The 22,700-nt window shown below is 63.8% G+C and carries 24 protein-coding genes; 14 read left to right on the top strand and 10 right to left on the bottom strand.

Annotation, left to right across the window (positions count from 1 at the left end; all coding sequences use genetic code 11):
- Positions 1–100 precede the first annotated feature (100 nt).
- From BLS61_RS21965 to trpC, 7 genes are all read left to right on the top strand, one after another.
- Entirely contained in the window at positions 101–928 is an 828-nt protein-coding gene (locus BLS61_RS21965) for an ABC transporter permease (RefSeq protein ID WP_012019852.1), read from the top strand.
- Positions 929–1,081: 153 nt separating this feature from the next.
- Positions 1,082–1,756, top strand: a complete 675-nt coding sequence (rpe, locus tag BLS61_RS21960) for a ribulose-phosphate 3-epimerase (RefSeq protein ID WP_090434731.1) — start codon at positions 1,082–1,084, stop codon at positions 1,754–1,756.
- Positions 1,753–2,433, top strand: coding sequence for a phosphoglycolate phosphatase (locus BLS61_RS21955; protein ID WP_090434728.1), 681 nt, complete (start codon positions 1,753–1,755; stop codon positions 2,431–2,433). The genes rpe and BLS61_RS21955 overlap by 4 nt, the downstream gene beginning before the upstream one ends.
- 315 nt (positions 2,434–2,748) lie before the next feature.
- Entirely contained in the window at positions 2,749–4,239 is a 1,491-nt protein-coding gene (trpE, locus tag BLS61_RS21950; RefSeq protein ID WP_090434726.1) for an anthranilate synthase component I, read from the top strand.
- 13 nt (positions 4,240–4,252) lie between these two features.
- On the top strand, positions 4,253–4,849 hold the full coding sequence (locus BLS61_RS21945) for an aminodeoxychorismate/anthranilate synthase component II (protein ID WP_090434723.1): 597 nt from the start codon (positions 4,253–4,255) through the stop codon (positions 4,847–4,849).
- Positions 4,846–5,892, top strand: coding sequence for an anthranilate phosphoribosyltransferase (trpD, locus tag BLS61_RS21940; RefSeq protein WP_090434721.1), 1,047 nt, complete (start codon positions 4,846–4,848; stop codon positions 5,890–5,892). The genes BLS61_RS21945 and trpD overlap by 4 nt, the downstream gene beginning before the upstream one ends.
- Positions 5,889–6,728 (top strand): indole-3-glycerol phosphate synthase TrpC, encoded by an 840-nt coding sequence (gene trpC / locus BLS61_RS21935; RefSeq protein ID WP_090434718.1) that lies wholly within the window; start codon positions 5,889–5,891, stop codon positions 6,726–6,728. The genes trpD and trpC overlap by 4 nt, the downstream gene beginning before the upstream one ends.
- A gap of 49 nt (positions 6,729–6,777) precedes the next feature.
- On the opposite strand, the gene crp is transcribed toward trpC, so the two are convergent.
- Positions 6,778–7,422 carry a cAMP-activated global transcriptional regulator CRP gene (gene crp / locus BLS61_RS21930; RefSeq protein ID WP_024309681.1) on the bottom strand — a complete coding sequence of 215 codons (645 nt, stop codon included), beginning with the start codon at positions 7,420–7,422 and terminating at the stop codon, positions 6,778–6,780.
- Between the two features lie 234 nt (positions 7,423–7,656).
- Here crp and BLS61_RS21925 point away from each other — a divergent pair, with 234 nt between their 5' ends.
- The gene (locus tag BLS61_RS21925; protein ID WP_090434715.1) at positions 7,657–8,079 is read left to right on the top strand and encodes an OsmC family protein; all 423 of its coding nucleotides are present in this window, start codon (positions 7,657–7,659) and stop codon (positions 8,077–8,079) included.
- A gap of 46 nt (positions 8,080–8,125) precedes the next feature.
- Here BLS61_RS21925 and coq7 read toward each other — a convergent pair whose 3' ends face one another.
- Positions 8,126–8,773, bottom strand: coding sequence for a 2-polyprenyl-3-methyl-6-methoxy-1,4-benzoquinone monooxygenase (gene coq7, locus BLS61_RS21920; protein ID WP_090434712.1), 648 nt, complete (start codon positions 8,771–8,773; stop codon positions 8,126–8,128).
- A gap of 61 nt (positions 8,774–8,834) precedes the next feature.
- Complete coding sequence (locus tag BLS61_RS21915; protein ID WP_090434709.1) at positions 8,835–9,671, bottom strand: formylglycine-generating enzyme family protein; 837 nt, start codon at positions 9,669–9,671, stop codon at positions 8,835–8,837.
- Positions 9,672–9,793: 122 nt separating this feature from the next.
- Here BLS61_RS21915 and BLS61_RS21910 point away from each other — a divergent pair, with 122 nt between their 5' ends.
- Positions 9,794–11,275 (top strand): AAA family ATPase, encoded by a 1,482-nt coding sequence (locus BLS61_RS21910; RefSeq protein WP_090434706.1) that lies wholly within the window; start codon positions 9,794–9,796, stop codon positions 11,273–11,275.
- Here the strand turns inward: BLS61_RS21910 and BLS61_RS21905 are convergent.
- The 5 genes from BLS61_RS21905 to hemJ all read right to left on the bottom strand — a co-directional run bounded on the left by BLS61_RS21905 (position 11,262) and on the right by hemJ (position 15,827).
- A complete protein-coding gene (locus BLS61_RS21905) occupies positions 11,262–12,059 on the bottom strand; it encodes an SDR family NAD(P)-dependent oxidoreductase (protein WP_090434704.1) in 798 nt (265 codons plus the stop codon). The two genes, BLS61_RS21910 and BLS61_RS21905, sit on opposite strands and share 14 nt — an antisense overlap.
- A gap of 10 nt (positions 12,060–12,069) precedes the next feature.
- Positions 12,070–13,041: a DUF805 domain-containing protein gene (locus BLS61_RS21900; protein ID WP_090434701.1), complete on the bottom strand. Its 972-nt coding sequence runs from the start codon at positions 13,039–13,041 to the stop codon at positions 12,070–12,072.
- A 125-nt stretch (positions 13,042–13,166) separates the two neighbouring features.
- A complete protein-coding gene (locus BLS61_RS21895; RefSeq protein WP_090434698.1) occupies positions 13,167–14,429 on the bottom strand; it encodes an alanine racemase in 1,263 nt (420 codons plus the stop codon).
- Positions 14,426–15,388 carry an NAD(P)H-dependent flavin oxidoreductase gene (locus BLS61_RS21890; RefSeq protein WP_090434695.1) on the bottom strand — a complete coding sequence of 321 codons (963 nt, stop codon included), beginning with the start codon at positions 15,386–15,388 and terminating at the stop codon, positions 14,426–14,428. Before BLS61_RS21890 ends, BLS61_RS21895 begins: the two co-directional genes overlap by 4 nt.
- 10 nt (positions 15,389–15,398) lie before the next feature.
- Positions 15,399–15,827: a protoporphyrinogen oxidase HemJ gene (gene hemJ, locus BLS61_RS21885; RefSeq protein ID WP_090434691.1), complete on the bottom strand. Its 429-nt coding sequence runs from the start codon at positions 15,825–15,827 to the stop codon at positions 15,399–15,401.
- A 133-nt stretch (positions 15,828–15,960) separates the two neighbouring features.
- Between hemJ and argC the strand changes: the two genes are divergently transcribed.
- From argC to erpA, 4 genes are all read left to right on the top strand, one after another.
- The gene (gene argC, locus BLS61_RS21880; protein WP_090434862.1) at positions 15,961–16,995 is read left to right on the top strand and encodes an N-acetyl-gamma-glutamyl-phosphate reductase; all 1,035 of its coding nucleotides are present in this window, start codon (positions 15,961–15,963) and stop codon (positions 16,993–16,995) included.
- Positions 16,992–17,735, top strand: a complete 744-nt coding sequence (locus BLS61_RS21875; protein ID WP_244157994.1) for a DUF6776 family protein — start codon at positions 16,992–16,994, stop codon at positions 17,733–17,735. Before argC ends, BLS61_RS21875 begins: the two co-directional genes overlap by 4 nt.
- Positions 17,725–18,135 carry a bactofilin family protein gene (locus BLS61_RS21870; RefSeq protein ID WP_090434687.1) on the top strand — a complete coding sequence of 137 codons (411 nt, stop codon included), beginning with the start codon at positions 17,725–17,727 and terminating at the stop codon, positions 18,133–18,135. The genes BLS61_RS21875 and BLS61_RS21870 overlap by 11 nt, the downstream gene beginning before the upstream one ends.
- A 127-nt stretch (positions 18,136–18,262) precedes the next feature.
- Positions 18,263–18,613, top strand: a complete 351-nt coding sequence (gene erpA, locus BLS61_RS21865) for an iron-sulfur cluster insertion protein ErpA (protein ID WP_004373465.1) — start codon at positions 18,263–18,265, stop codon at positions 18,611–18,613.
- Positions 18,614–18,663: 50 nt separating this feature from the next.
- Here the strand turns inward: erpA and BLS61_RS21860 are convergent, their stop codons facing one another.
- A complete protein-coding gene (locus tag BLS61_RS21860; RefSeq protein WP_090434685.1) occupies positions 18,664–19,755 on the bottom strand; it encodes an anhydro-N-acetylmuramic acid kinase in 1,092 nt (363 codons plus the stop codon).
- Between the two features lie 3 nt (positions 19,756–19,758).
- Complete coding sequence (locus BLS61_RS21855; RefSeq protein ID WP_090434682.1) at positions 19,759–21,186, bottom strand: peptidoglycan DD-metalloendopeptidase family protein; 1,428 nt, start codon at positions 21,184–21,186, stop codon at positions 19,759–19,761.
- A gap of 180 nt (positions 21,187–21,366) precedes the next feature.
- Between BLS61_RS21855 and tyrS the strand changes: the two genes are divergently transcribed.
- Positions 21,367–22,566 (top strand): tyrosine--tRNA ligase, encoded by a 1,200-nt coding sequence (tyrS, locus tag BLS61_RS21850; RefSeq protein WP_090434679.1) that lies wholly within the window; start codon positions 21,367–21,369, stop codon positions 22,564–22,566.
- Positions 22,567–22,700 lie beyond the last annotated feature (134 nt).

Here is a 22,700-nt window from a genome sequence, read left to right as displayed (position 1 = left end):
CCGAAGGGCGGGAGAGGGTGGCTGTTTACCAAACCCTCTCCCCCAACCCCTCTCCCGCAAGCGGGAGAGGGGAGCTTGAAAGCTCACTGGAGTAAAACCCATGCTCAGCCCCTACATGTCACCCGTCGAGCGCCTCTGGTACTACGGCCTGCGTATCATCTGCGCCCTGGTGCTGCTGTTCCTGATCCTGCCGGTGCTGGTCATCGTGCCGCTGTCGTTCAACTCCGGCACCTTCCTGGTCTACCCGCTGCAGGGCTTCTCGCTGCGCTGGTACGAAGACTTCTTCATGTCCGCCGACTGGATGCGTTCGCTGAAAAACAGCCTGATCATCGCCCCGGCCGCGACGCTGCTGGCCATGGTCTTCGGTACCCTGGCGGCCATCGGCCTGACCCGTGGCGAGTTCCGTGGCAAGGCGCTGGTGATGAGCCTGCTGATCTCGCCGATGATCGTTCCGGTGGTGATCATCGGTGTCGCCAGCTACCTGTTCTTCGCCCCGCTGGGCATGGGCAACAGTTATATCTCGCTGATCCTGGTGCATGCGGTACTGGGCGTGCCCTTCGTTATCATCACCGTGTCGGCCACGCTGCAGGGCTTCAACCACAATCTGGTGCGCGCCGCCGCCAGCCTCGGCGCCTCGCCGCTGACCACCTTCCGCCGCGTGACTTTGCCGCTGATCGCGCCGGGGGTGATCTCCGGTGCTCTGTTCGCCTTCGCCACCTCGTTCGATGAAGTGGTGGTGACCCTGTTCCTCGCCGGCCCCGAGCAGGCCACCCTGCCGCGACAGATGTTCAGCGGCATCCGCGAGAACCTGTCGCCGACCATCGCCGCCGCCGCCACACTGTTGATCGGTTTCTCCATCCTGCTGCTGCTGACCCTGGAGTGGCTGCGCGGACGTAGCGAGAAGCTGCGCACCTCGACGCCGGAATAAACCGTCGCAACTGCAAGACCAAGGCCCCGCCGGCAAACCGGCGGGGCCTTTTGCTGTGAGGCGAATTGGCGCGCCCGTCTTGGCGGCGCTGCCAGCAACCGTTTCAACCGTTACAATGCGCGCCACCGTGACCCAAGCCCTTAGAGGTGCGCCATGCAACCCTTCGCCATCGCCCCGTCGATCCTTTCCGCCGACTTCGCCCGCCTGGGCGAGGAAGTGGACAACGTACTCGCCGCCGGGGCGGACATCGTCCACTTCGATGTCATGGACAACCACTACGTGCCCAACCTGACCATCGGCCCGATGGTCTGCGCGGCGCTGCGCAAATACGGCATCACCGCGCCCATCGATGCGCACCTGATGGTCAAGCCGGTGGATCGCATCATCGGCGACTTCATCGAGGCTGGCGCCAGCTATATCACCTTCCACCCGGAAGCGTCCGAGCACATCGACCGCAGCCTGCAACTGATCAAGAGCGGTGGTGCCAAGGCCGGCCTGGTATTCAACCCGGCTACTCCGCTGGACGTACTCAAGTACGTGATGGACAAGGTCGACATGATCCTCTTGATGAGCGTCAACCCCGGCTTCGGCGGGCAGAAGTTCATCCCCGGTACCCTCGACAAGCTGCGTGAAGCCCGTGCGCTGATCGACGCCAGCGGTCGCGAGATCCGCCTGGAGATCGACGGCGGCGTCAACGTGCAGAACATCCGCGAGATCGCCGAGGCGGGCGCCGACACCTTCGTTGCCGGCTCGGCCATCTTCAATCAGCCGGACTACAAGGCGGTGATCGACGCCATGCGCGCCGAACTGGCCCAGGTGCGTGGATGAGACCGCTGCGCGCGCTGTGCGGCGGCGAGCTGCCGCGCCTGGTGATGTTCGACCTGGACGGCACGCTGATCGACTCGGTGCCCGATCTGGCTGCAGCGGTCGACCGCATGCTGGTCGAACTGGGCCGCCCGCCGGCTGGCGTGGAACAGGTTCGCGAGTGGGTCGGCAATGGCGCCCGCGTGCTGGTGCGGCGCGCCCTGGCCGGTGGCCTGGATCATTCCGCGGTGGGCGAGGCCGAGACGGAGCAGGCGCTGGCGCGCTTTCTCGATATCTACGCCGACTGTCATGACCTGACCGCGCTCTACCCGGGTGTGCACGAGCTGCTCGAAGCGCTGAGCACCGCTGCCGTCGAACTGGCGGTGGTGACCAACAAGCCGGAGCGCTTCGTCGCGCCGTTGCTGGAACAGGTCGGCCTGGGTGGCTACTTTCGCTGGATCATCGGCGGCGACACCCTGCCGCAGCAGAAGCCCGATCCGGCGGCGCTGCTGCAGGTGATGCGCCTGGCAGGCGTCGAGGCGGCGCAATCGTTATTCGTCGGCGACTCGCGCAACGACGTGCTGGCCGCCCGCGCTGCCGGCGTGCCCTGCGTCGCGGTTAGCTACGGCTACAACCATGGCCGGCCGATCATCGAGGAAGAGCCGAGCCTGGTGGTCGATAGCCTCGCCGAGTTGCTCTGACGAATCTTCAGCCGTGCCATTCGGCTTTTTTGTAGGAGCGGCTTCAGCCGCGAAACCGGCGATTGAGATCGCGGATAAATCCGCTCCTGCCAAGCTATCGCTTTGCCCCGCTTGCAGCGCTTGGCGTGTAGCTGCTACCTTGGCCGCTCTCCTTATTCCCCCGCCTGTCGAGATCGCACCGTGGTGGTTAGCTGCAAACTCTGGATGAAGGTCATCAAGGCCCTGGCCCGTTGGCGCTGGCGCGCCTGATTTCGTCCTGCCGCTGCGCGCGGCCCGTTTGCACCCGACCGTTTTCCCCGAGCCATGAGGCTGATCATGACCCATGAAGAATTCCTGCGTTTAGCCGCCGAAGGCTACAACCGCATTCCCCTGGCCTGCGAAACCCTGGTGGATTTCGACACGCCGCTGTCCATCTACCTGAAACTGGCCGACGCGCCCAACTCCTACCTGCTCGAATCCGTGCAGGGCGGCGAGAAGTGGGGCCGTTATTCGATCATCGGCCTGCCGGCGCGCACCGTGCTGCGCGTGCATGGCCATGACGTGGTGGTCAGCACCGACGGCGTCGAGGTCGAGCGCCACCAATGCGCCGACCCGCTGGAGTTCGTCGAGCAGTTCAAGGCGCGCTACAGGGTGCCGACCATTGCCGGTCTGCCGCGCTTCAACGGTGGCCTGGTCGGCTATTTCGGCTACGACAGCGTGCGCTACGTCGAGCCCAAACTGGCTGCTGGGGTCAATCCCGATGCGCTGGGTACGCCGGACATCCTGCTGATGGTCTCCGACGCGGTGGTGGTATTCGACAACCTGGCCGGCAAGATGCACGGCATCGTTCTGGCCGACCCGGTCCAGCCGGACGCCTTCGAGCAAGGCCATGCGCGTCTGCGCGAGATCCTGCACAAGCTGCGTCAGCCGATCACCCCGCGCCTGGGGGTGGACCTGTCCGCGCCGCTGGGCGAGGAACCGGCGTTCCGTTCCAGCTACAGCCAGGGCGACTACGAGGCGGCGGTCCGTTCGATCAAGGAGTACATCCTGGCCGGCGACTGCATGCAGGTGGTGATCTCCCAGCGCATGTCGATCCCGTTCAAGGCGGCACCGATCGACCTGTATCGTGCGCTCCGCTGCATCAACCCAACGCCTTATATGTACTTCTTCAACTTCGGCGACTTCCATGTGGTCGGCTCCTCGCCGGAGGTGCTGGTGCGCGTCGAGGACGGTCTGGTCACCGTGCGCCCTATCGCCGGTACGCGCCCGCGCGGCGCCAGCGAGGAGGCGGACAAGGCGCTGGAAGACGACCTGCTGTCCGACGCCAAGGAAATCGCCGAGCACCTGATGCTGATCGACCTGGGCCGTAACGACACCGGCCGCGTGTCGCAGATCGGCTCGGTCAAGCTGACCGAGAAGATGGTCATCGAGCGCTATTCCAACGTCATGCATATCGTCTCCAACGTCACCGGTCAGCTGAAACCCGAGCTGTCGGCGATGGACGCGCTGCGCGCCATCCTGCCGGCCGGCACCCTGTCCGGTGCGCCGAAGATCCGCGCCATGGAAATCATCGACGAGCTGGAGCCGGTCAAGCGCGGCGTCTACGGCGGTGCGGTCGGTTACTACGCCTGGAACGGCAACATGGACACTGCGATTGCCATTCGTACCGCGGTGATCAAGGACGGCGAACTGCACGTGCAGGCCGGCGCCGGCATCGTCGCCGACTCGGTGCCCGCCCTGGAGTGGGAAGAAACCCTGAACAAGCGCCGCGCCATGTTCCGCGCCGTTGCGCTCGCCGAACAGACTGCCGCCCAGGCCCAGGAATAACAGGAGCCGTACCATGCTTTTGATGATCGACAACTACGACTCCTTCACCTACAACGTCGTGCAGTACCTGGGCGAACTGGGCGCCGACGTGCACGTGATCCGCAATGACGAACTGAGCATCGCCGAGATCGAAGCGCTCAAGCCCGAGCGCATTGTCGTCTCGCCCGGCCCGTGCACGCCGACCGAGGCGGGCGTGTCCATCGAGGCCATCCTGCGTTTCGCCGGCAAGCTGCCGATCCTCGGCGTCTGCCTTGGCCACCAGAGCATCGGCCAGGCCTATGGCGGCGACGTGGTGCGCGCGCGCCAGGTGATGCACGGCAAGACCAGCCCGGTGTTCCATGCGGACAAGGGCGTGTTCGCCGGTCTGAACAACCCGCTCACCGTGACCCGCTATCATTCCCTGGTGGTCAAGCGCGAGACCCTGCCGGATTGCCTGGAGATCACCGCCTGGACCCAGCATGAAGACGGCTCGGTCGACGAGATCATGGGCCTGCGCCACAAGACTTTGAACATCGAGGGCGTGCAGTTCCATCCCGAGTCCATCCTCACCGAGCAGGGCCACGAACTGTTCGCCAACTTCCTCAAGCAGACCGGAGGCGTGCGCGCATGAATATCAAGGAAGCCCTCAATCGCATCGTCTCTCAGCTCGATCTGACCACCGAGGAAATGCAGGCGGTCATGCGCGAAATCATGACCGGCCAGTGCACCGATGCGCAGATCGGTGCCTTCCTCATGGGCATGCGCATGAAGAGCGAGACCATCGACGAGATCGTCGGCGCCGCCAGCGTCATGCGTGAGCTGGCCGCGCCGGTGGTGATCGATGCCGAGCGCCTGGTCGACACCTGCGGCACCGGCGGCGATGGCATGAACATCTTCAACGTCTCCACCGCAGCGGCCTTCGTCGTCGCGGCGGCCGGCGGCAAGGTGGCCAAGCACGGCAACCGCGCGGTATCCGGCAAGAGCGGCAGCGCCGATCTGCTGGAAGCCGCCGGTGTCTACCTGGGGCTCAAGCCCGAGCAGGTGGCGCGCTGCGTGGAAAGCGTCGGTGTCGGCTTCATGTTCGCCCCGTCCCATCATGGCGCGATGAAGCACGCCATCGGCCCGCGTCGCGAGCTGGGTCTGCGCACCATCTTCAATATGCTTGGCCCGATGACCAATCCGGCGGGCGCCAAACATCAGGTCATCGGCGTGTTCAGCCAGGCGCTGTGCCGGCCGATGGCCGAAGTGCTGCAGCGCCTGGGCAGCGAGCACGTGTTGGTGGTGCATGCGCAGGATGGCCTGGACGAGATCAGCCTGGCCGCGCCGACCTTCGTCGCCGAGCTCAAGGACGGTGTGGTCAGCGAGTACCGCATCCAGCCCGAGGATTTCGGCATCAAGAGCCAGAGCCTGATCGGCCTGACCGTCGACAACGCCGAGCAGTCGCTGGAACTGATCCGCGATGCCCTCGGCCGGCGCAAGACCGAGAACGGCCAGAAGGCTGCCGACATGATCGTGCTCAATGCGGGCGCTGCGCTCTATGCTGCCGATCACGCCAGCAGCCTGCGCGAAGGTATCCAGCTGGCGCATGACGCCCTGCACACCGGGCTGGCGCGCGAGAAGCTGGAGGAGCTGGTGTCCTTTACCGCGGTATTCAAACAGGAGAACGAAGGGTGAGCGTGCCAACCGTACTGGAGAAAATCGTCACCCGTAAGTTCGAGGAGGTTGCCGCGCGCCGCGCCCAGGTCAGCCTCGCCGAACTCGAGGCGGCCGCCCGCGCCACCGATGCGCCGCGCGGCTTTGCCCGCGCCCTGCTGGAACAGGCAGCGCGCAAGCAGCCAGCGGTAATCGCCGAGATCAAGAAGGCCTCGCCGAGCAAGGGCGTGCTGCGCGCCGACTTCGTCCCGGCCGATATCGCCCGCAGCTACGAGGCAGGTGGTGCCACCTGCCTGTCGGTGCTCACCGATATCGATTTCTTCCAAGGCGCCGACCAGTATCTGCAGCAGGCCCGCGCGGCCTGCGCGCTACCGGTAATCCGCAAGGATTTCATGGTCGATCCCTACCAGATCGTAGAAGCACGCGCCCTGGGGGCTGACTGTGTGCTGCTGATCGTGTCCTGTCTGGATGACGTGCGCATGGCCGAACTGGCCTCGGTGGCCAAGGACGTCGGCCTCGATGTGCTGGTCGAGGTGCATGACGGCGAGGAGCTGGAGCGCGCGCTGCAGACCCTGGATACGCCATTGGTGGGCATCAACAATCGCAACCTGCACACCTTCGAGGTCAGCCTGGAAACCACCCTCGACCTGCTGCCACGCATTCCGCGTGACCGCCTGGTGGTGACCGAGAGCGGCATTCTCAATCGCGCCGATGTCGAGCTGATGGAGATCAGCGAGGTCTACGCCTTCCTGGTCGGCGAGGCGTTCATGCGCGCGGAAAATCCGGGTAGCGAATTGCAGCGCCTGTTCTTTCCCGAGCGCGGCCGCGCTGCGGTGGTCGGCAGCGACCCCGAATAGCACGCATGAAAAAGCCGGCGATCAAGCCGGCTTTTTCTTTTGGGCTGGTTCAGCGCGTGCCGAACACCACCATGGTCTTGCCCTTGACGTGCACCAGGCCCTGTTCCTCCAGGGACTTGAGCACGCGGCCGACCATCTCCCGCGAGCAGCCGACGATGCGACCGATTTCCTGACGGGTGATCTTGATCTGCATGCCGTCCGGATGGGTCATGGCGTCCGGCTGTTTGCACAGATCGAGCAGGGTGCGGGCGACGCGGCCGGTGACATCGAGGAAGGCCAGATCGCCGACCTTGCGCGTGGTGTTGCGCAGGCGCTCGGCCATCTGGCTGCCGAGGGCGAAGAGGATGTCGGGGTCTTGCTGGGTCAGTTCGCGGAACTTGGCGTAACTGATTTCCGCCACTTCGCATTCGGTCTTGGCGCGAACCCAGGCGCTGCGTTCCTTCTCCGCGCCTTCCTTTTCGAACAGGCCCATCTCGCCGAAGAAGTCGCCGGCATTGAGGTAGGCGATGATCATTTCGCGGCCGTCGTCATCCTCGATGAGGATGGTGACCGAGCCCTTGACGATGAAGAACAGGGTTTCGCAGCGATCGCCTGCGTAGATGATGGTGCTTTTGGAGGTGTAACGACGACGATGACAATGCGCAAGAAGCTTGTCGAGGTTCTTGATTTTAGGTGTAAGGGTAATAGCTACCATGCCCGAGTCCCGAATATGAAAAGTGAAGGCCTTTGTCCAACGGCAATTTCTTATTAGTTATCCGGCCAAGTGTGCCAGCATTCCGGCGCCAGCTTAACAGACATGCGATGACTAGAAAGGTTTTTGCGACCTGGGTAACACAACCCAGGGGAACTTTAGCGTATTCGGGCCACATCGAAGCCTGGCTCGCCTGTGCTAATCTGCCGGCCTTTTCCATTCTGGGAGCCAATATCGATGAAAGCGCGTGTGCAGTGGGCCGGTGAAGCCCTGTTCCTCGGCGAGTCCGGTAGTGGCCATGCCGTGGTGATGGACGGTCCGCCCGATGCCGGCGGTCGCAACCTCGGCATTCGGCCGATGGAGATGCTGCTGATCGGCCTTGGCGGCTGCAGCAACTTCGATGTGGTCAGCATTCTGCGCAAGGGGCGCCAGCCCGTGGAAAGCTGCGAAGTGTTCCTCGACGCCGAGCGCGCCGGCGAGGAGCCCAAGGTGTTCACCAGGATCCACCTGCATTTCGTGGTCAAGGGCCGTGGGCTGAAGGAAGCCCAGGTCAAGCGGGCGGTGGAGTTGTCGGCAGAGAAGTACTGCTCGGCCTCGATCATGCTCGGCCGTGCCGGTGTGGACATCAGCCACGATTACGAAATCGTCGAACTGGGCTGAGGTTCGCTGGAGACGACGAGGGCGCCGATTGGCGCCCTCGTTCGTTTCAGATGCGGTAGGTGCTCTTGGTCATGACCTTCGACAGCAAGGTCATGCCGAACTTCACCGGCGCCGGGAAGCGTACGCCGCCCGCTGCCAGGGCGCTGTTGGCGTGCTGCTGCTCGTCGATGCGCATCTGTTCGAGGATGGCCCGTGACTTGGCGTCATGCTCGGGCAGTTGTTCCAGATGCTCATCCAGGTGCTTGCACACCTGGTCTTCGGTGGCGGCGACGAATCCCAGACTGACGCGATCACTGACCAGCCCGGCCACCGCACCCACGCCGAAGGACAGCCCGTAGAACAAGGGGTTGAGCACGCTGGGATGGCTGCCCAGCTCGCGAATGCGCTGCTCGCACCAGGCCAGGTGGTCGATCTCCTCGTCGGCGGCATGTTCCATTGCGCTGCGCACCTCCGGCAGCTTGGCCGTCAGCGCCTGGCCCTGATAAAGCGCCTGGGCACAGACTTCGCCGGTGTGGTTGATGCGCATCAGGCCGGCGACATGGCGTGATTCCTCGCTGCTCAGTTCCGTATCGTTTTGCACGATGGCCGGCGAAGGGCGGCCCGATGCGCCGCTGAAGGGCAGCAGGGTACGCAGCGCGGCATCGGCTTGCAGCAGCAGACGGTCGACGGGGGAATACTGGCGTTCGCTGGCCATGGGGCACCTCCGAAAAACACTACGCGGCTAGTCTACTGCAAAGTGAGGGGGACGTCCGCGCTCAGGGCAGTTCGCGCAGCACACGAAACCCCAGCGCATAGTCGCGATGATGCGGCTGCTTTAGGTCGCGCATGCTGCTGCGCAGGTAGGTCGGGCCGCTGTTCCAGGCGCCGCCGCGCACCACTCGCGGGCTGTTGTCGAGCAGCCCGGCGCTCTGCGTTTCGCTGCCGTCGAAGCGCTGCGTATAGCTTGAAGCCGTCCACTCCCAGACATTGCCCGCGGTGTCATGCAGGCCGAAGCCATTGGGCGGAAACTGGCCCACGGTTGCCGTCTTGTTGCGCAGCAGGCGCGAGCTGGCGCATCCGCGGCAATGCGCGCGCGGTGCCTGCTCGTTGCTGTCGAGTTCGTCGCCCCACCAGTAGTAGCTCTGGCTGCCGCCACGCGCCGCATACTCCCATTCGGCTTCGGTCGGCAGGCGATAGCGCGCGCCGGTCTCGCGCGACAGCCACTGCGTATAGGCGTGGGCATCGCGCCAGGACACGTGGATCACCGGGCGCTGCGACGAAAGGCCCCAACCCTCGTTATCGGGCATGGGCAACTTGTTCGCTTCGGCGTACTTCTGCCAGTCGGCAAAAGTGACTTCGTAGCGACCGATGGCGAAGGGCTGATCGAAAACGATGGTGCGTGGCGGGCGCTCGTTATCATTGCCGCGACCGCTGGCATCGCCCATGGCGAACTCGCCAGCCACAACAATCACCATTTCAGGGCCCTGGCCGCCGCTGGATAGCGGATCGCTGATGGCCTCGATGGCGACGGCCGCTCGGTTCACCAGCAGCGCACCCGTGGCGATGGCAATGGATACGACGGCTGTGACGCGGCGCGCGTTCAGCACTTGCACGGCGCGAAACCTGCGGCGACGATCTGCCTGTTCAGACGGTCCATGCTGTGAGCTCCGATTCTGCGAAACCGCGGATAGTAACCCTGCACGGTTGACTGGCCAAACCTCACAAGGAGCAGGTGTTGAAGAACGATATTCATGATCTGGGGCTGGTGCTGGATTCCAAGGTCAAGCTGGTGGTGATCGAGTCCTGGGACGAGATGCGCGTGCTGGAAACCCTGACCGGCCTGGCGGTCAGGCGCGGCCTTGGCCTGCACACCTGGTCGGTAACCGAGGGCTTGCAGCGCCTGGGCTTCGGCGGCGCGCCGGTCGACGAGTCGCCAACCCTGGAACCGGAAGCGGCGTTGCGCATGATCAAGGCCGATCCGCAGCCGAACCTCTACGTGATGTGCGATCTGCATCCGTTTCTCGATGACAACCCCCGGCTGGTGCGCCTGCTCAAGGAAATTGCCATGAACGAGGCAGCGCACAAGCCGACGCTGGTGCTGGTGTCGCATGCGCTCAAGCTGCCGGCCGAAGTACAGCGTTACGCGGCGCGCTTCAGTCTGGCGCTGCCGTCGGAGGATGAACTGCTGAGCATCGTGCGTGACGAGGCGACGCGCTGGAGCGAGCGTAACCGCGGCTCACGCGTGCGCACCGACAACCGCACCCTGCAGCAGGTGGTGAAGAACCTGCGCGGCCTCAGTCATGCCGAAGCGCGTGCGCTGGCGCGCAACGTCATTTGCGATGACGGGGCGATTACCCAGGAAGACATCCCCGAGCTGAACAAGACCAAGTTCCAGCTGCTGGATCTGGAGGGCGTGCTCAGCTTCGAATATGACACCGCACGTTTTGCCGATGTCGGCGGCCTGCTCAATCTCAAGCGCTGGCTGGCCGAGCGTCAGGCCGGCTTTCTCGAAGGCAAGGGCATCGATGCACCCAAGGGGGTGATGCTGGTTGGCGTGCAGGGCGGCGGCAAGAGCCTGGCGGCCAAGGCGGTCGCCGGTCTCTGGGGCCTGCCGCTGCTGCGCCTGGATTTTGCCTGTCTGTACAACAAGTTCTTCGGCGAGACCGAGCGCAACCTGCGCGAGGCGTTGCGCCTGGCCGAACAGATGGCGCCTTGCGTGCTGTGGATGGACGAAGTGGAGAAAGGCCTGGCCAGTGGCGACCATGACGGTGGCGTGAGCCAGCGTGTACTGGGCACCCTGCTGACCTGGATGGCCGAGCGCAAGGCGCCGGTGTTCGTTGTCGCCACGGCCAATGCCATCGACCGCCTGCCGCCTGAGCTGGTGCGCAAGGGGCGTTTCGACGAGCTGTTCTTCGTCGATCTGCCTAATGCCGAGGTGCGCGCCGATATCTTCCGAATACACCTGCAGCGCCGCGAACTGGAGCCCGCCGGCTTCGACCTGGCGCAGCTCGCCGCGGCCAGCGAGGGTTTTTCCGGTGCGGAGATCGAGCAGGCCGTGGTCAGCGCGCTGTACGCCGGGCAGGCGCAGCAACAGGCGGTCGATCAGGCTCTGCTGCTGCGTGCGCTGCAGAGCACGGCGCCTTTGTCTGTAGTGATGGCCGAGCGTTTGACGGCGTTGCGCCAGTGGGCCGACGGGCGCACGGTCAACGCCGGCTGACGCCGGTGAACGGACGGGTCAGGCGGCCGCTGAGTTTGCGCACCAGCCAGCGTGGCCCCAGGCGTGGGCTCAGTGCCAGCAGGCGGTTGCGCCAACCGGGAATGATGATGGCGCGGTTCTTTTCCAGCGCGCGCACGGTGATCAGCGCCACCTCCTCGGCGCTCATCATCAGCTTGCTGCCGGCAAGACGGCTGACGTCCATCTGCGCCGCGCGAAAGAAGGCGCTGTGGGTTGGCCCGGGGCAGAGCACCGACACGCGCACGCCGCGGCTTTTCAGCTCCTCGCGCAGGCCTTCGGAAAAGTGCAGCACATAGGCCTTGCTGGCGTAGTAGCTGCTCATCCAGGGGCCTGGTTGAAAGGCGGCCACCGCGGCGACGTTGAGGATCTGTCCGCCGCCTCGCTCGGCCATGCGCTGGCCAAGCGCATGGCACAGTCGGGTCAGTGCCAGCACGTTGACCTCCAGCTGTTCCAGTTCGCGACTCCAGTCCTGCTCGAGGAACGGGCCGGCGCAACCCAGGCCGGCATTGTTCACCAGCAGGTCGATCTGCCACTGACCTTCTTCCAGCTCCAGTAACAGGCCGGACAGCTGCAGCGGCTCGCTCAGATCGCACAGGCGAAACAGCACCTCGACGCCGAAGCGCTGCGCCAACTCGCAGGCGATGCTCTCTAGGGCGTCACGCCTGCGTGCTACCAGGATCAGATTGCGACCCCGGCGCGCCAGGGCTTCGGCCAGGGCCAGGCCGATGCCGCTGGAGGCGCCGGTGATCAATGCATAACTGCGCATGGTAGAGGGGTTACCGCTCCTGATATTCGGCGGCACGCTCGACGTACCCCTGGTACTGGGGCAGGGCGATGGCGGCGATGATGCCGGTCACTGGCACCAGCAGGAACAACCAGGCCAGGATCTTCACTGCGGTGCTGTTGGGGGGCGGTGGTGGGCCGTAGCGGTTGACGCCTTGGGTGCCCGGAATGATCAGCATCAGCAGGGCGAACACGCTGCCGACCACCGGGATCAGGTGCACCAGCAGCAACCAGCCGGACCAGCCGATGTCATGCAGGCGCTGCACGCCGATGAAGATACCGATCACCACCGCGGCAATACTGACGATGCCCAGCGCCAGGATGGCCAGGGTCGAGGACATCGCGGCAATGCCGGTACCGATCAACATGATCGGGATGAAACACAGCGTCATCGCCATCAGCCAGCCCAGGTAACGCACGCGACCGATCCGGCCGCTGACGCCGAGCACCTTGAGTTCGGAGTACTGCGGCAACTGCTCGGCGACATTCGCCTGGGGCGGTGCATAGGGCGATGCGGCCGTTGCGACAGCTGCTGGAGCTGGAGCGGCTTCGGCCAGTTGCGCCTGGCGCGCGAGGTATTTCTCGATGATGATGCCGCAGGCCGAGCATTCCGCTGCCTTGGCTTGTTCATGGCCGCATTTCGGGCAGGTCATGTGCGGTGCAGCGGCCTGCTTGACCTGCTCGGCCTGCACGGTTTCAGCCTCGGTCGGCACCAGGCTCAGGCTGGCGGCCTGATCCAGCTCCTTGCGTACCTTGGCTCCCGCCCTCTGCAGCGCGGTGAGGTACTGCTCCGCCTCGCCTTCGCCCAGATCACGCTTGAGCGCCACCGGCGTGCCGCTGAACAGGCTGTCTATTCGGGCAAGGTCGCTCTTGAACAGGCGGGCCAGGTTTGTCTTGACCATTTCCAACGAGGCCTCGGGCATCAGTTGGCCGTCGAACACTATCTTGTAGCGCGGTGGGTTCATGCGAGCTTCCTTGTCGGCGGGAAGTTGAGGTGAGCGAAGCGCCCGTTCGGCGCCAGGCGAGGCATAAGCCTAGAGTGCCGTAAGGCCAGTATACAAGCGGCCTGAGGCCTCGCTACCGAGGAATTTCAGGCATTGCCCATTGTGCTCCAGCGACCGACCAGTTGGCCGCGGCGTAGTAGACGTATTTCGCTGAAATCACCGAGCAGGCCTTCGCTGATCGCCGGGCGCAGAAATACCCAGTCTTGGTCGGTCAGGCGCGTGGCAGCGCTGCCGATCAGGCGTTCCTGATTGGCGCTGCGGCCGTACAGCGCATCGTAGTCCAGACCTGCCGGTGAAACGGGCTGCGCCGGCCAGCGACCGCCGTAGAGGTAATAGGCGTGCTGGCGGTTGGGGTTCCAGGTTGCGAGCAGCGGCTGCAGCGACTGCAGGTAGGGCAGGGCGCCGTCGAGCGCCTTGAGTACCGGGCTGGCGATCCACAGTGCCGGCTGATGTTCCTGCAGCAAGGGCGTGTCGAACTCCGCGGGCTTGAGCAGGGCAGAACCAATGGCGACTTCATTGAGCGCGCTGTGCTGTTGGCTGTGCAGCGGGTAGGTCAGGCTGCCGCCACCATTTAACAGCGGTTTAGTCGGCCATAGCGCGCTGAACGCCTGGGCGCTGGCGATAAACTGGCGATAGCGTGTGTCGGCTGCGGTAAATGCTTTGACCTGGCCTTGCCAGGGTGGGGTGTGGGCGACCTGCACGTCGTACCCCATCAGCCCTTGCAGCTGCAGCCCTGGTAGCTGGTGAAGCTGCTGCATAGCCTGAGCCAGGGCCTGTGGTGTGGCGAAGCCGCCGCGCTCCAGGCCGATGTCGATCTCCAGCGCGATGCGCAGCGGTCGTCCCAACGCCTTGGCCAGTTCGGCGTACTGCGCCATGCGTTGCTCGCTGTCGATCAGCCAGGTCAGCTGGCGGTCGGGAGCGAAACCCAGGTGTTGCGGCAGCTGGCGATAGAAATTCAGTGCCGCGGCCACCGGCATGGGCTTGCCCAGCAGCAGGTCGGCCTGCGGAAAGCTTTTGGCCAGGCGATTGAGTTGCGGCTGGTGAAAGACCATGAAGCGCTGGGTTTGCAGGCGCTTGGCCAGATACTCCAGCAGACCGGTGCTGGCCAGGGACTTGGCGACCAGGCGCAGTTCGAGGCGACCAGCCAACCGTGCCGCCAGCAGGTCGGCATTGGCATCGAGCCGGTCGAGGTCGAGCAGCAGGGTCGGCACGCCCTCGCCGTCGCGCTGCAGGTGCCGGTTGAGTACGGCGAAGTAGGCGTCATGCTCGCGCCCGTGATCGCCCGGTCGCAGCGCCCAGCCGCCGAGCAGTCCGAGTGCGCTCAGCCCCAGCAGGTGGCGGCGCTTCATCGCGGCCAGCGTTGTCCCAACTGCTGGCTGCGTGTCAGCGCGGCGCGGTATTCGCGGTCGAGCCGCGCTACCAGCTCCTGGACCGACGGCAGGTCGTCGATACCGCCGACGCCCTGGCCGGCCGACCAGACGGTCTTCCAGGCCTTGGCTTCTTCGTCCATCGGTTTGAGCTTCTCGCCGTAGTTGATGTCGCCCTTGTTCTGCAGCTGTTTCAGGTCGTAGCCGGCCTGCTCCAGGCTCTGGCGCATGAAACTGGCCGGCACGCCGGATACGGCGGGCGTGTGGATGATATCGGCGGCCCGTGCGTCGAGGATCATATGCTTGTAATCGGCCGAGGCATTGTTCTCGGTGGTGGCGATGAAGCGTGTGCCCATATAGGCCAGATCGGCGCCGAGCAGCTGGGCAGCGAGAATTTCGTGGCCGTGATTGAGGCAGCCGGACAGCAGCACGGTCTTGTCGAAGAACTGCCGAATCTCCGCCAGCAGGGCGAAGGGGCTCCAGGTACCGGCATGGCCGCCAGCGCCGGCTGCCACGGCAATCAGGCCATCCACACCGGCCTCGGCGGCCTTTTCCGCATGACGGCGGGTGGTCACGTCATGGAACACCAGGCCGCCATAGCTGTGCACGGCATCGACCACTTCCTTGACCGCGCCCAGGCTGGTGATGACGATGGGCACGCGATGTTCGACGCAGATGGCCAGATCCGCCTGCAGCCGCGGGTTGCTGTTGTGCACGATCAGATTGACGGCAAAGGGCGCGGCGTCAGCCGCAAGACTGGCTTCGATCTCGTCGAGCCAGGCAGCGAAGCCGGCGCTCTCACGCTGGTTTAGTGCTGGAAAGCTGCCGACGATGCCGCTGTTGCAGCAGGCACTGACCAGTGCCGGGTTGGACACCAGAAACATCGGCGCAGCTACCAGAGGCAGGCGCAGGCGTTGTTCGAGCAGGGCGGGCAGAGACATGGCGAACTCCTCAGAAAGGGCGGACGACGACCAGGATTACGATGCCCAGCAGGGCCAGCACCGGCGCTTCATTGAACCAACGATAGAACACGTGGCTGCGGCTGTTCTCGCCGCGGGCAAAGCGCTTGAGCTGGGCGCCGCACAGGTGGTGATAGATCACCAGTGCCACCACCAGGGTGAGCTTGGCGTGCATCCAGCCCTGGCTGAAGTAATATCCGGGATTGAGCGTCAGCAGCCAGATGCCCAATGCCAGCGTGGCGATCATCGACGGCATCATGATGCCGCGATACAGCTTGCGTTCCATGATGCAGAAACGTTCGTGACTGGCGGCATCGCTGCTCATGGCGTGATAGACGAACAGGCGCGGCAGATAGAACAGGCCGGCGAACCAGCAGACCATGGCGATGATGTGCAGAGCCTTGAGCCAGAGATAGAGCATTTTCGCCTCTCACGCTGAAAAATGGTCTCGATAGTAGAGGCAGGCGACGGCCTGCGTCACCTCTGCGGTTGGAGCTTGGCCGATGCGGCTTTATCATCGGCAGCTTTCCAATGGCTTTTGCAAGGGGCATGTGATGATCAAGGTCGGTATCGTCGGCGGCACGGGCTACACCGGTGTCGAACTGCTGCGTCTGCTGGCGCAACACCCGCAGGCAGAGGTGGCCGTGATCACCTCCCGTTCCGAGGCCGGCCTGCGCGTCGACGAGATGTACCCCAACCTGCGCGGCCACTATCCGGAGCTGGCTTTCAGCGTGCCGGACGTCGCCACCCTGGGCGCCTGTGACGTGGTGTTCTTCGCCACCCCGCACGGCGTCGCCCATGCCCTGGCCGGTGAGCTGCTCGCTGCCGGCACGCGAGTGATCGACCTGTCCGCCGACTTCCGCCTGCAGGACGCCGAGGAGTGGGCCAAGTGGTACGGCCAGCCGCACGGCGCGCCCGAGCTGCTGAGCGAGGCCGTGTACGGCCTGCCCGAGGTCAACCGCGAGGCGATCAAGACGGCGCGCCTGATCGCCGTCCCCGGCTGCTATCCGACCGCGGCCCAGCTCGGCCTGATCCCGTTGCTGGAAGCCGGCCTGGCCGATGCAAGCAGCCTGATCGCCGACTGCAAGAGTGGCGTCAGCGGCGCCGGCCGTGGCGCCAGCGTGGCTTCGCTGTTCTGCGAGGCGGGCGAGAGCATGAAAGCCTACTCGGTCAAGGGCCACCGTCACCTGCCGGAAATTCGCCAGGGGCTGCGCCTGGCCGCTGGTGGCGAGGTCGGCCTGACCTTCGTACCGCACCTGACGCCGATGATCCGCGGCATCCATGCGACTCTCTATGCTCGCGTGGCCGATACCTCGGTGGATTTGCAGGCGTTGTTCGAGAAACGTTATGCCGGCGAGCCCTTCGTCGACGTGATGCCGGCCGGCAGTCACCCGGAAACCCGCAGCGTGCGCGGCGGCAATGTTTGCCGCATCGCCGTGCACCGCCCGCAGGGCGGCGACCTGGTGGTGGTCCTGTCGGTGATCGACAACCTGGTCAAGGGCGCCTCCGGCCAGGCCGTGCAGAACATGAACATCCTCTTCGGTCTCGACGAACGTCTTGGTCTGTCGCACGCGGCCCTGCTGCCGTGACACCGGGCTGGGAGGTCCGCCTCAGCGATCCGCGACGGGAACGCAGGCGTCGCCTGCTGCTGGTGATGCTGGTGCTCGCCGTGCCGGCGGCCTTTGCTCTGGGCTGGCACTGGCCGCAGGCGCAGCCCCAGCAAAGGCCCGAGGACACGCAAGCGCTGCTGGCCCGGCTCGCCGAGCAGGATCAGGAGCTGGAGCTGTTGCGTCAGCGCCTTGCGGTGGTTGGCAGCAGCGACAAGGTCACCCAGCAGGCCATGGAGCAGAACAGGCGGACCATCAAGCTCTTGGAGGAACAGATCTTCAAGCAGCAACAGGACCTGGCCTTCTACAAGGGCGTGCTGGCGCCGGCCAGTCGTCGCGAGGGCATGCGCATTCGCGCCTTCGAGCTGCAAGCCACGGACCAGCCGCAGCGATTTCGCTACAAATTGCTGATGAGCCGAGTCGGCGCCAGTGACGAGGCATTGCAGGGGCGTTTGCGTATCACCGTCGAGGGGCAGCAGAACGGCAAGTCGGCGACCCTGGAGTTGGCCGCGCTGTCCGACGAAGTGAGCGAGAGCAGCATCCCGTTCTCCTTCAAGCACTTCCAGTCTTTCCCCGAGGCGGGGCGCTTCGGCGAGCTACAACTGCCTGACGGCTTCGAGCCACGTCAGGTCAAGGTTCAGGCGGAGGTCGAGGGCGACAAGCCGCTGAGCCGTACATTCGAATGGATAAAATCAGGAGCGGTAACCCCCCATGTGGAGTAAAGACAAGACCAAACCCGACCTGCAGCGTTTCAGCGGCAAGACCAGTCTGATTGCTGCGGGTGCCGAGCTGGTAGGCGACATGCGCTTTCAGGGCGCAGTGCAGGTGGATGGTCGGGTCACCGGTAATCTGCTGGCCAGCGAAGGGCTGGTACGCGTCAGTGTTGGTGGCGTGGTTGAAGGTGAGATACGTGCACCCCATATCGTGATCGACGGCGAGGTGAACGGAGACGTGTTCGCCAGTGGCCATCTGGAATTGGGGGCACGCGCCCGGGTTCGCGGCAACCTGCAGTACGGCCTGATGGAAATGGCCATGGGGGCGCAAATCGAGGGGCGCCTGTGCCACCTCAAGGACGGCGAACGTCCACTCGAGCTTCCTGCCTCGCTGGAAGTCGAGCAATAGTTGACCAATTTTCTAGGGCAAGCGGATAATGCGTGCCCAGCAGGCTGTCGTTGATGACGGCCAGGCAACGCAGGTGGTTTCATGAACCTGCCAACGCAGTGTGGCGCATGGCGCCGGGAGTTATAGCATGAGCGTCGAAACCTTCACCCCTGCCCCCTTGCACTTCACCCAGGGTGCGGCCAGCAAGGTGAAGACTCTGGTCGATGAAGAAGGCAATCCGCGTCTGAAGCTGCGCGTGTTCGTCACGGGCGGCGGTTGCTCGGGCTTTCAGTACGGCTTCACCTTCGATGAGGATGTAGCCGAAGACGACACCATCGTCGAGCGCGAGGGCGTCAGCCTGGTGGTCGACGCCATGAGCTTCCAGTATCTGGTGGGCTCCGAGGTCGACTATCAGGAGGGGCTGGAAGGATCGCGTTTCGTGATCAAGAACCCCAATGCCACCACCACCTGTGGCTGTGGGTCGTCCTTCTCGATCTGAGGTCTATGACTGGTGGCGGACGCCGCGCTCGATGCGCGGCGTTTTCGTTTTCAGGCGGGGTAAATGGCGCCGAGAACGCGCAGGCCCTTCGCGCCGGTGACGCTCGGGCGGTTGCCCGCAATGCCTTCCAGGGCGCAGTGCGCCAGCCAGGCGAAGGCCATGGCTTCGACCCAGTCCGGGTCCACGCCTTCGGCAGCGGTGCTGCTGACTTCCGTGTTCGGCAGCATCTCGCTCAGGCGCTTCATCAGGCAGGCATTGTGAGCGCCACCTCCGCAGACCAGCAGAACGTCTGTCTGCGCCTGAGCGCCGCGTAGCGCGCCGACGATGCTGCGCGCGGTGAGTTCCACGAGAGTCGCCTGAACGTCCTCACTGGCCAGTGGCTGTAAGGTTTGCAGATGGCCAAGCAGCCAATCGAGATTGAACAGCTCCCGACCAGTGCTCTTCGGGCCCTGAGTGGCGAAGAAGGGATCGCTCAGCAGGCGCGTCAGCAGCTCGTTGTCAACGCTACCGCTGGCCGCCCAGGCGCCGTCTCGGTCATAGGCAAGCCCCAGGCAATGTTGAATCCAGGCATCGAGCAGAACGTTGCCCGGGCCACTGTCGAACCCCAGGACCTCACGGCCGGGTGAAAGCAGGCTGAGGTTGCTGAAGCCACCGACATTGAGCACCGCGACGTGCCGTTGGCCATCGCCGAACAGATCGTGGTGGAAGGCCGGGACCAGAGGAGCACCCTGACCGCCAGCGGCCACATCGCGGCGACGGAAGTCCGCGACCACGCTGATGCCGGTGAGCTCGGCCAGTAGCGCCGGGTTGCCGATCTGAATGGTGAAGCCGCGCGCCGGTTCGTGGCGCACGGTCTGGCCGTGACTGCCGATGGCGCGGATCTGCTGTGCGCTCAGGTTCTGTTGCTCAAGCAACTCGTTGATGGCGGCGGCAGCCAGTTCCACCCAATGCTGTTCGGCAATGGCCGCGCGAGCCAGCTCATCATGCCCAGGGGAGCACAACGCCAGCAGATCGCTGCGCAGTCGTTCCGGCATGGGGCGGTAGAGCGTGGCGAGGAGACGGGAGCGCTGATCCTGATCGATCAGCGCGATGTCCAGTCCGTCCAGACTGGTCCCGGACATCACGCCAATATAGAGGGGCACGGCTTATTGCTGGTTGGAGGCCAGCATGGTGGCCTTTTCCTGGTCCATGCGTGCCATCAGCGGCTTGCTCAGCTGCATGAAGCGCTGCTTCTCGCTCGCGGCAATGGGGTCGGCCATCGGCAGCTTCTGGCTGAGCGGGTCGACATGTACACCGTTGACCTGGAACTCGTAATGCAGGTGCGGTCCTGTGGACAGGCCGGTGGTGCCGATGTAGCCGATGATCTGCCCCTGCTTGACGTTCGCGCCATTGCGAATGCCCTTGGCGAAACCCTGCATGTGCGCGTAGAGCGTGCGATAGCGCTGACCGTGCTGGATGATAACGGTGTTGCCGTAGCCGCCGTTGCGGCCGGCCAGAGTCACCCGGCCGTCGCCGGCCGCTTTGATCGGCGTGCCATGCGGTGCTGCATAATCGACACCCTTGTGCGCCCGGATCTTGTTCAGGATCGGATGCTTGCGGCCGGTGGAGAAACGCGAGCTGATGCGGGCGAAGTCCACCGGGGTACGGATGAACGCCTTGCGCATGCTTTCGCCATTGGCGTTGTAGTAGCTGGTGGTGCCCTGCTTGTTGGTGTAACGCACCGCGGTGTAGGTCTTGCCACGGTTGGTGAAGCGCGCCGAGAGAATGTTGCCGGTGCCGACACGCTTGCCGTTCACCACCTTCTCTTCATAGATCACTTCGAACTCGTCGCCTTCGCGAATATCCATGGCGAAGTCGATGTCGTAGCCGAAGACGTTGGCCAGGTCCATGGTCAGGCTATGCGACAGACCTGCACGCTTTGCAGAGAGGAACAGCGAGCTATTGATCACGCCGCGGCTATAGGTGGTGACCACCTCGGGTTTGACCTGATCGCGCTGGAAGTCGAAGCCGTTGTCGGTACGGCTCAGGCGAATGGTTTCCAGGTCGCTGAGCTTGCTTTGCAGATTCTTCAGCGTGCCGTCTTCGTTCAGTTCGAACTCCAGCACCTGACCCACCTTGAGACGGCTGAACTGCTTGGCGTCCTTGTGACTGTTGAGCGCCTCGTGCAAATCGTTGGCGCTCAGGCCGACTTTGGCGAATACGGTGGATAGGGTATCGCCATTGCTAACCGTGATGTTGTGGTGGTTGGGGTCGGAAGGAGGGGGAGTGTCGGCTGTTTCTAGGAGATTCTCGTCAGCGTCTTCTGCGCTGTTTTCGGCGGTGTCCGCGCTCTGCTCGATCTTGGCGAAGGGAGAGGCGGCGCCTGGCACTGGCAGTCCCGCTCGAAGGTCGTCCTTTTCCTGCAGCACCATCTCGGCGTCGTTGCCGAGATCCAGATCGAGAAAGGTTTTCTGCGCTTCGACTTCACGCGAAGGAAACACCAGCAGAGCCAGGCTCAGCAGCGCAGCTACACCGCTAGCAGCCAGGATGTGGCTCTTAGGGTAGGGCGGGGCTTTAGGAATATTTTGCGTCATGGCGTGAGGCGTTTTCTTGGAATGTGCATTAACTGTATAAAATATAACCAAAATCGGCTTGGGGCAACCCTTGACATGCCGAGCGTGTGCTCAGGGCGTTTACCCTGGGCAAAACTTGTAATTAGTTCATGATCTTGTATGGTTGGTTCCCTTTCAATTTCCAGTGGTTGCGGGTTTGTCATGAAGTCGGTCGAAGAGCAGCTGGCGCTGATCAAGCGTGGTGCGGAAGAGGTTCTGGTTGAGGCTGAGCTGGTCGAAAAGCTCAAGCGTGGTCAGCCGCTGCGGATCAAGGCAGGTTTCGATCCGACTGCGCCTGATCTGCACCTCGGCCACACCGTCCTTATTAATAAGTTGCGCCAGTTCCAGGAGCTCGGTCATCAGGTGATCTTCCTGATTGGCGACTTCACCGGCATGATCGGCGATCCCAGTGGCAAGAGCGCTACTCGTCCGCCGCTTACTCGCGAGCAGGTGCTGGATAACGCCGAGACCTATAAGCAGCAGGTGTTCAAGATCCTCGATCCGAGCAAGACCGAGGTGGCCTTCAACTCCACCTGGATGGATCAGCTCAAGCCGGCTGACTTCATCCGTCTGGCGTCACAGTACACCGTGGCGCGCATGCTCGAGCGCGACGACTTCGACAAGCGCTACACCAGCAACCAGCCGATCGCCATTCACGAATTCCTCTACCCGTTGGTGCAGGGCTATGACTCCGTTGCGCTCAAGGCTGACGTCGAGCTGGGCGGCACCGACCAGAAGTTCAACCTGCTGATGGGGCGCGAACTGCAACGCGCCTATGGGCAGGAATCGCAGTGCATCGTCACCATGCCGCTGCTGGAAGGTCTCGATGGCGTGAAGAAGATGTCCAAGTCGCTGGGTAACTATGTGGGTATCCAGGAGGCACCGGGCGTGATGTACAACAAGCTGGTGTCCATGCCGGATGCTCTGATGTGGCGTTACTTCGAACTGCTCAGCTTCCGCTCCATGGAAGAGATCGAGCAGTTCAAGCGTGATGTCGAGCAGGGCGCTAACCCGCGCGACATCAAGATCAAGCTGGCAGAGGAACTGGTTGCGCGTTTCCATGGCGAAGAGGCGGCTGCCAATGCGCACCGCTCTGCGGGCAATCGCATGAAGGATGGTGAGCTGCCGGAGGATCTGCCCGAGGTCGAGCTGGTTTCGGCTGAAGATATGCCGATCTCATCCGTCCTTAATAAGGCAGGCCTGGTCAAGAATGCTGCCGTGGCTCGCGATCTGCTCGGTTCGGGGGGCGTGCGCGTCGATGGTGAAGTGGTCGATCGCGCCTTCCTGTTCAAGGTGGGTTCGACCCATGTCTGCCAGGCTGGCAAGAAGGCCTTTGCGCGCGTCACCCTCAAGGCTGAGTAACAAAACTGCAAAATAAGCTTGACGCGCATTCTGCTGGCGGTAGAATGCGCGCCACTTCAGCGATGAAGCGCTTCAAAAACTTCTTGTTAATCAATGAGTTAAGTTAAACGAAGGGCTTGCAAGGCTGAATCTGG

It is taken from the genome of Ectopseudomonas guguanensis (assembly GCF_900104265.1).
Taxonomy (GTDB): domain Bacteria; phylum Pseudomonadota; class Gammaproteobacteria; order Pseudomonadales; family Pseudomonadaceae; genus Aquipseudomonas; species Aquipseudomonas guguanensis.
Note: the sequence above shows the minus strand (reverse complement) of the source record. Positions and strands in the feature narration are given on the sequence as shown.

Excerpts from the sequence above, each read along its gene's own strand:
- BLS61_RS21965 (WP_012019852.1), top strand. The coding sequence starts at position 101 with ATGCTCAGCCCCTACATGTCACCCGTCGAGCGCCTCTGGTACTACGGC.
- rpe (WP_090434731.1), top strand. The coding sequence starts at position 1,082 with ATGCAACCCTTCGCCATCGCCCCGTCGATCCTTTCCGCCGACTTCGCC.
- BLS61_RS21955 (WP_090434728.1), top strand. The coding sequence starts at position 1,753 with ATGAGACCGCTGCGCGCGCTGTGCGGCGGCGAGCTGCCGCGCCTGGTG.
- trpE (WP_090434726.1), top strand. The coding sequence starts at position 2,749 with ATGACCCATGAAGAATTCCTGCGTTTAGCCGCCGAAGGCTACAACCGC.
- BLS61_RS21945 (WP_090434723.1), top strand. The coding sequence starts at position 4,253 with ATGCTTTTGATGATCGACAACTACGACTCCTTCACCTACAACGTCGTG.
- trpD (WP_090434721.1), top strand. The coding sequence starts at position 4,846 with ATGAATATCAAGGAAGCCCTCAATCGCATCGTCTCTCAGCTCGATCTG.
- crp (WP_024309681.1), bottom strand. The coding sequence starts at position 7,422 with ATGGTAGCTATTACCCTTACACCTAAAATCAAGAACCTCGACAAGCTT.
- BLS61_RS21925 (WP_090434715.1), top strand. The coding sequence starts at position 7,657 with ATGAAAGCGCGTGTGCAGTGGGCCGGTGAAGCCCTGTTCCTCGGCGAG.
- coq7 (WP_090434712.1), bottom strand. The coding sequence starts at position 8,773 with ATGGCCAGCGAACGCCAGTATTCCCCCGTCGACCGTCTGCTGCTGCAA.
- BLS61_RS21905 (WP_090434704.1), bottom strand. The coding sequence starts at position 12,059 with ATGCGCAGTTATGCATTGATCACCGGCGCCTCCAGCGGCATCGGCCTG.
- BLS61_RS21900 (WP_090434701.1), bottom strand. The coding sequence starts at position 13,041 with ATGAACCCACCGCGCTACAAGATAGTGTTCGACGGCCAACTGATGCCC.
- BLS61_RS21895 (WP_090434698.1), bottom strand. The coding sequence starts at position 14,429 with ATGAAGCGCCGCCACCTGCTGGGGCTGAGCGCACTCGGACTGCTCGGC.
- BLS61_RS21890 (WP_090434695.1), bottom strand. The coding sequence starts at position 15,388 with ATGTCTCTGCCCGCCCTGCTCGAACAACGCCTGCGCCTGCCTCTGGTA.
- hemJ (WP_090434691.1), bottom strand. The coding sequence starts at position 15,827 with ATGCTCTATCTCTGGCTCAAGGCTCTGCACATCATCGCCATGGTCTGC.
- argC (WP_090434862.1), top strand. The coding sequence starts at position 15,961 with ATGATCAAGGTCGGTATCGTCGGCGGCACGGGCTACACCGGTGTCGAA.
- BLS61_RS21870 (WP_090434687.1), top strand. The coding sequence starts at position 17,725 with ATGTGGAGTAAAGACAAGACCAAACCCGACCTGCAGCGTTTCAGCGGC.
- erpA (WP_004373465.1), top strand. The coding sequence starts at position 18,263 with ATGAGCGTCGAAACCTTCACCCCTGCCCCCTTGCACTTCACCCAGGGT.
- BLS61_RS21855 (WP_090434682.1), bottom strand. The coding sequence starts at position 21,186 with ATGACGCAAAATATTCCTAAAGCCCCGCCCTACCCTAAGAGCCACATC.
- tyrS (WP_090434679.1), top strand. The coding sequence starts at position 21,367 with ATGAAGTCGGTCGAAGAGCAGCTGGCGCTGATCAAGCGTGGTGCGGAA.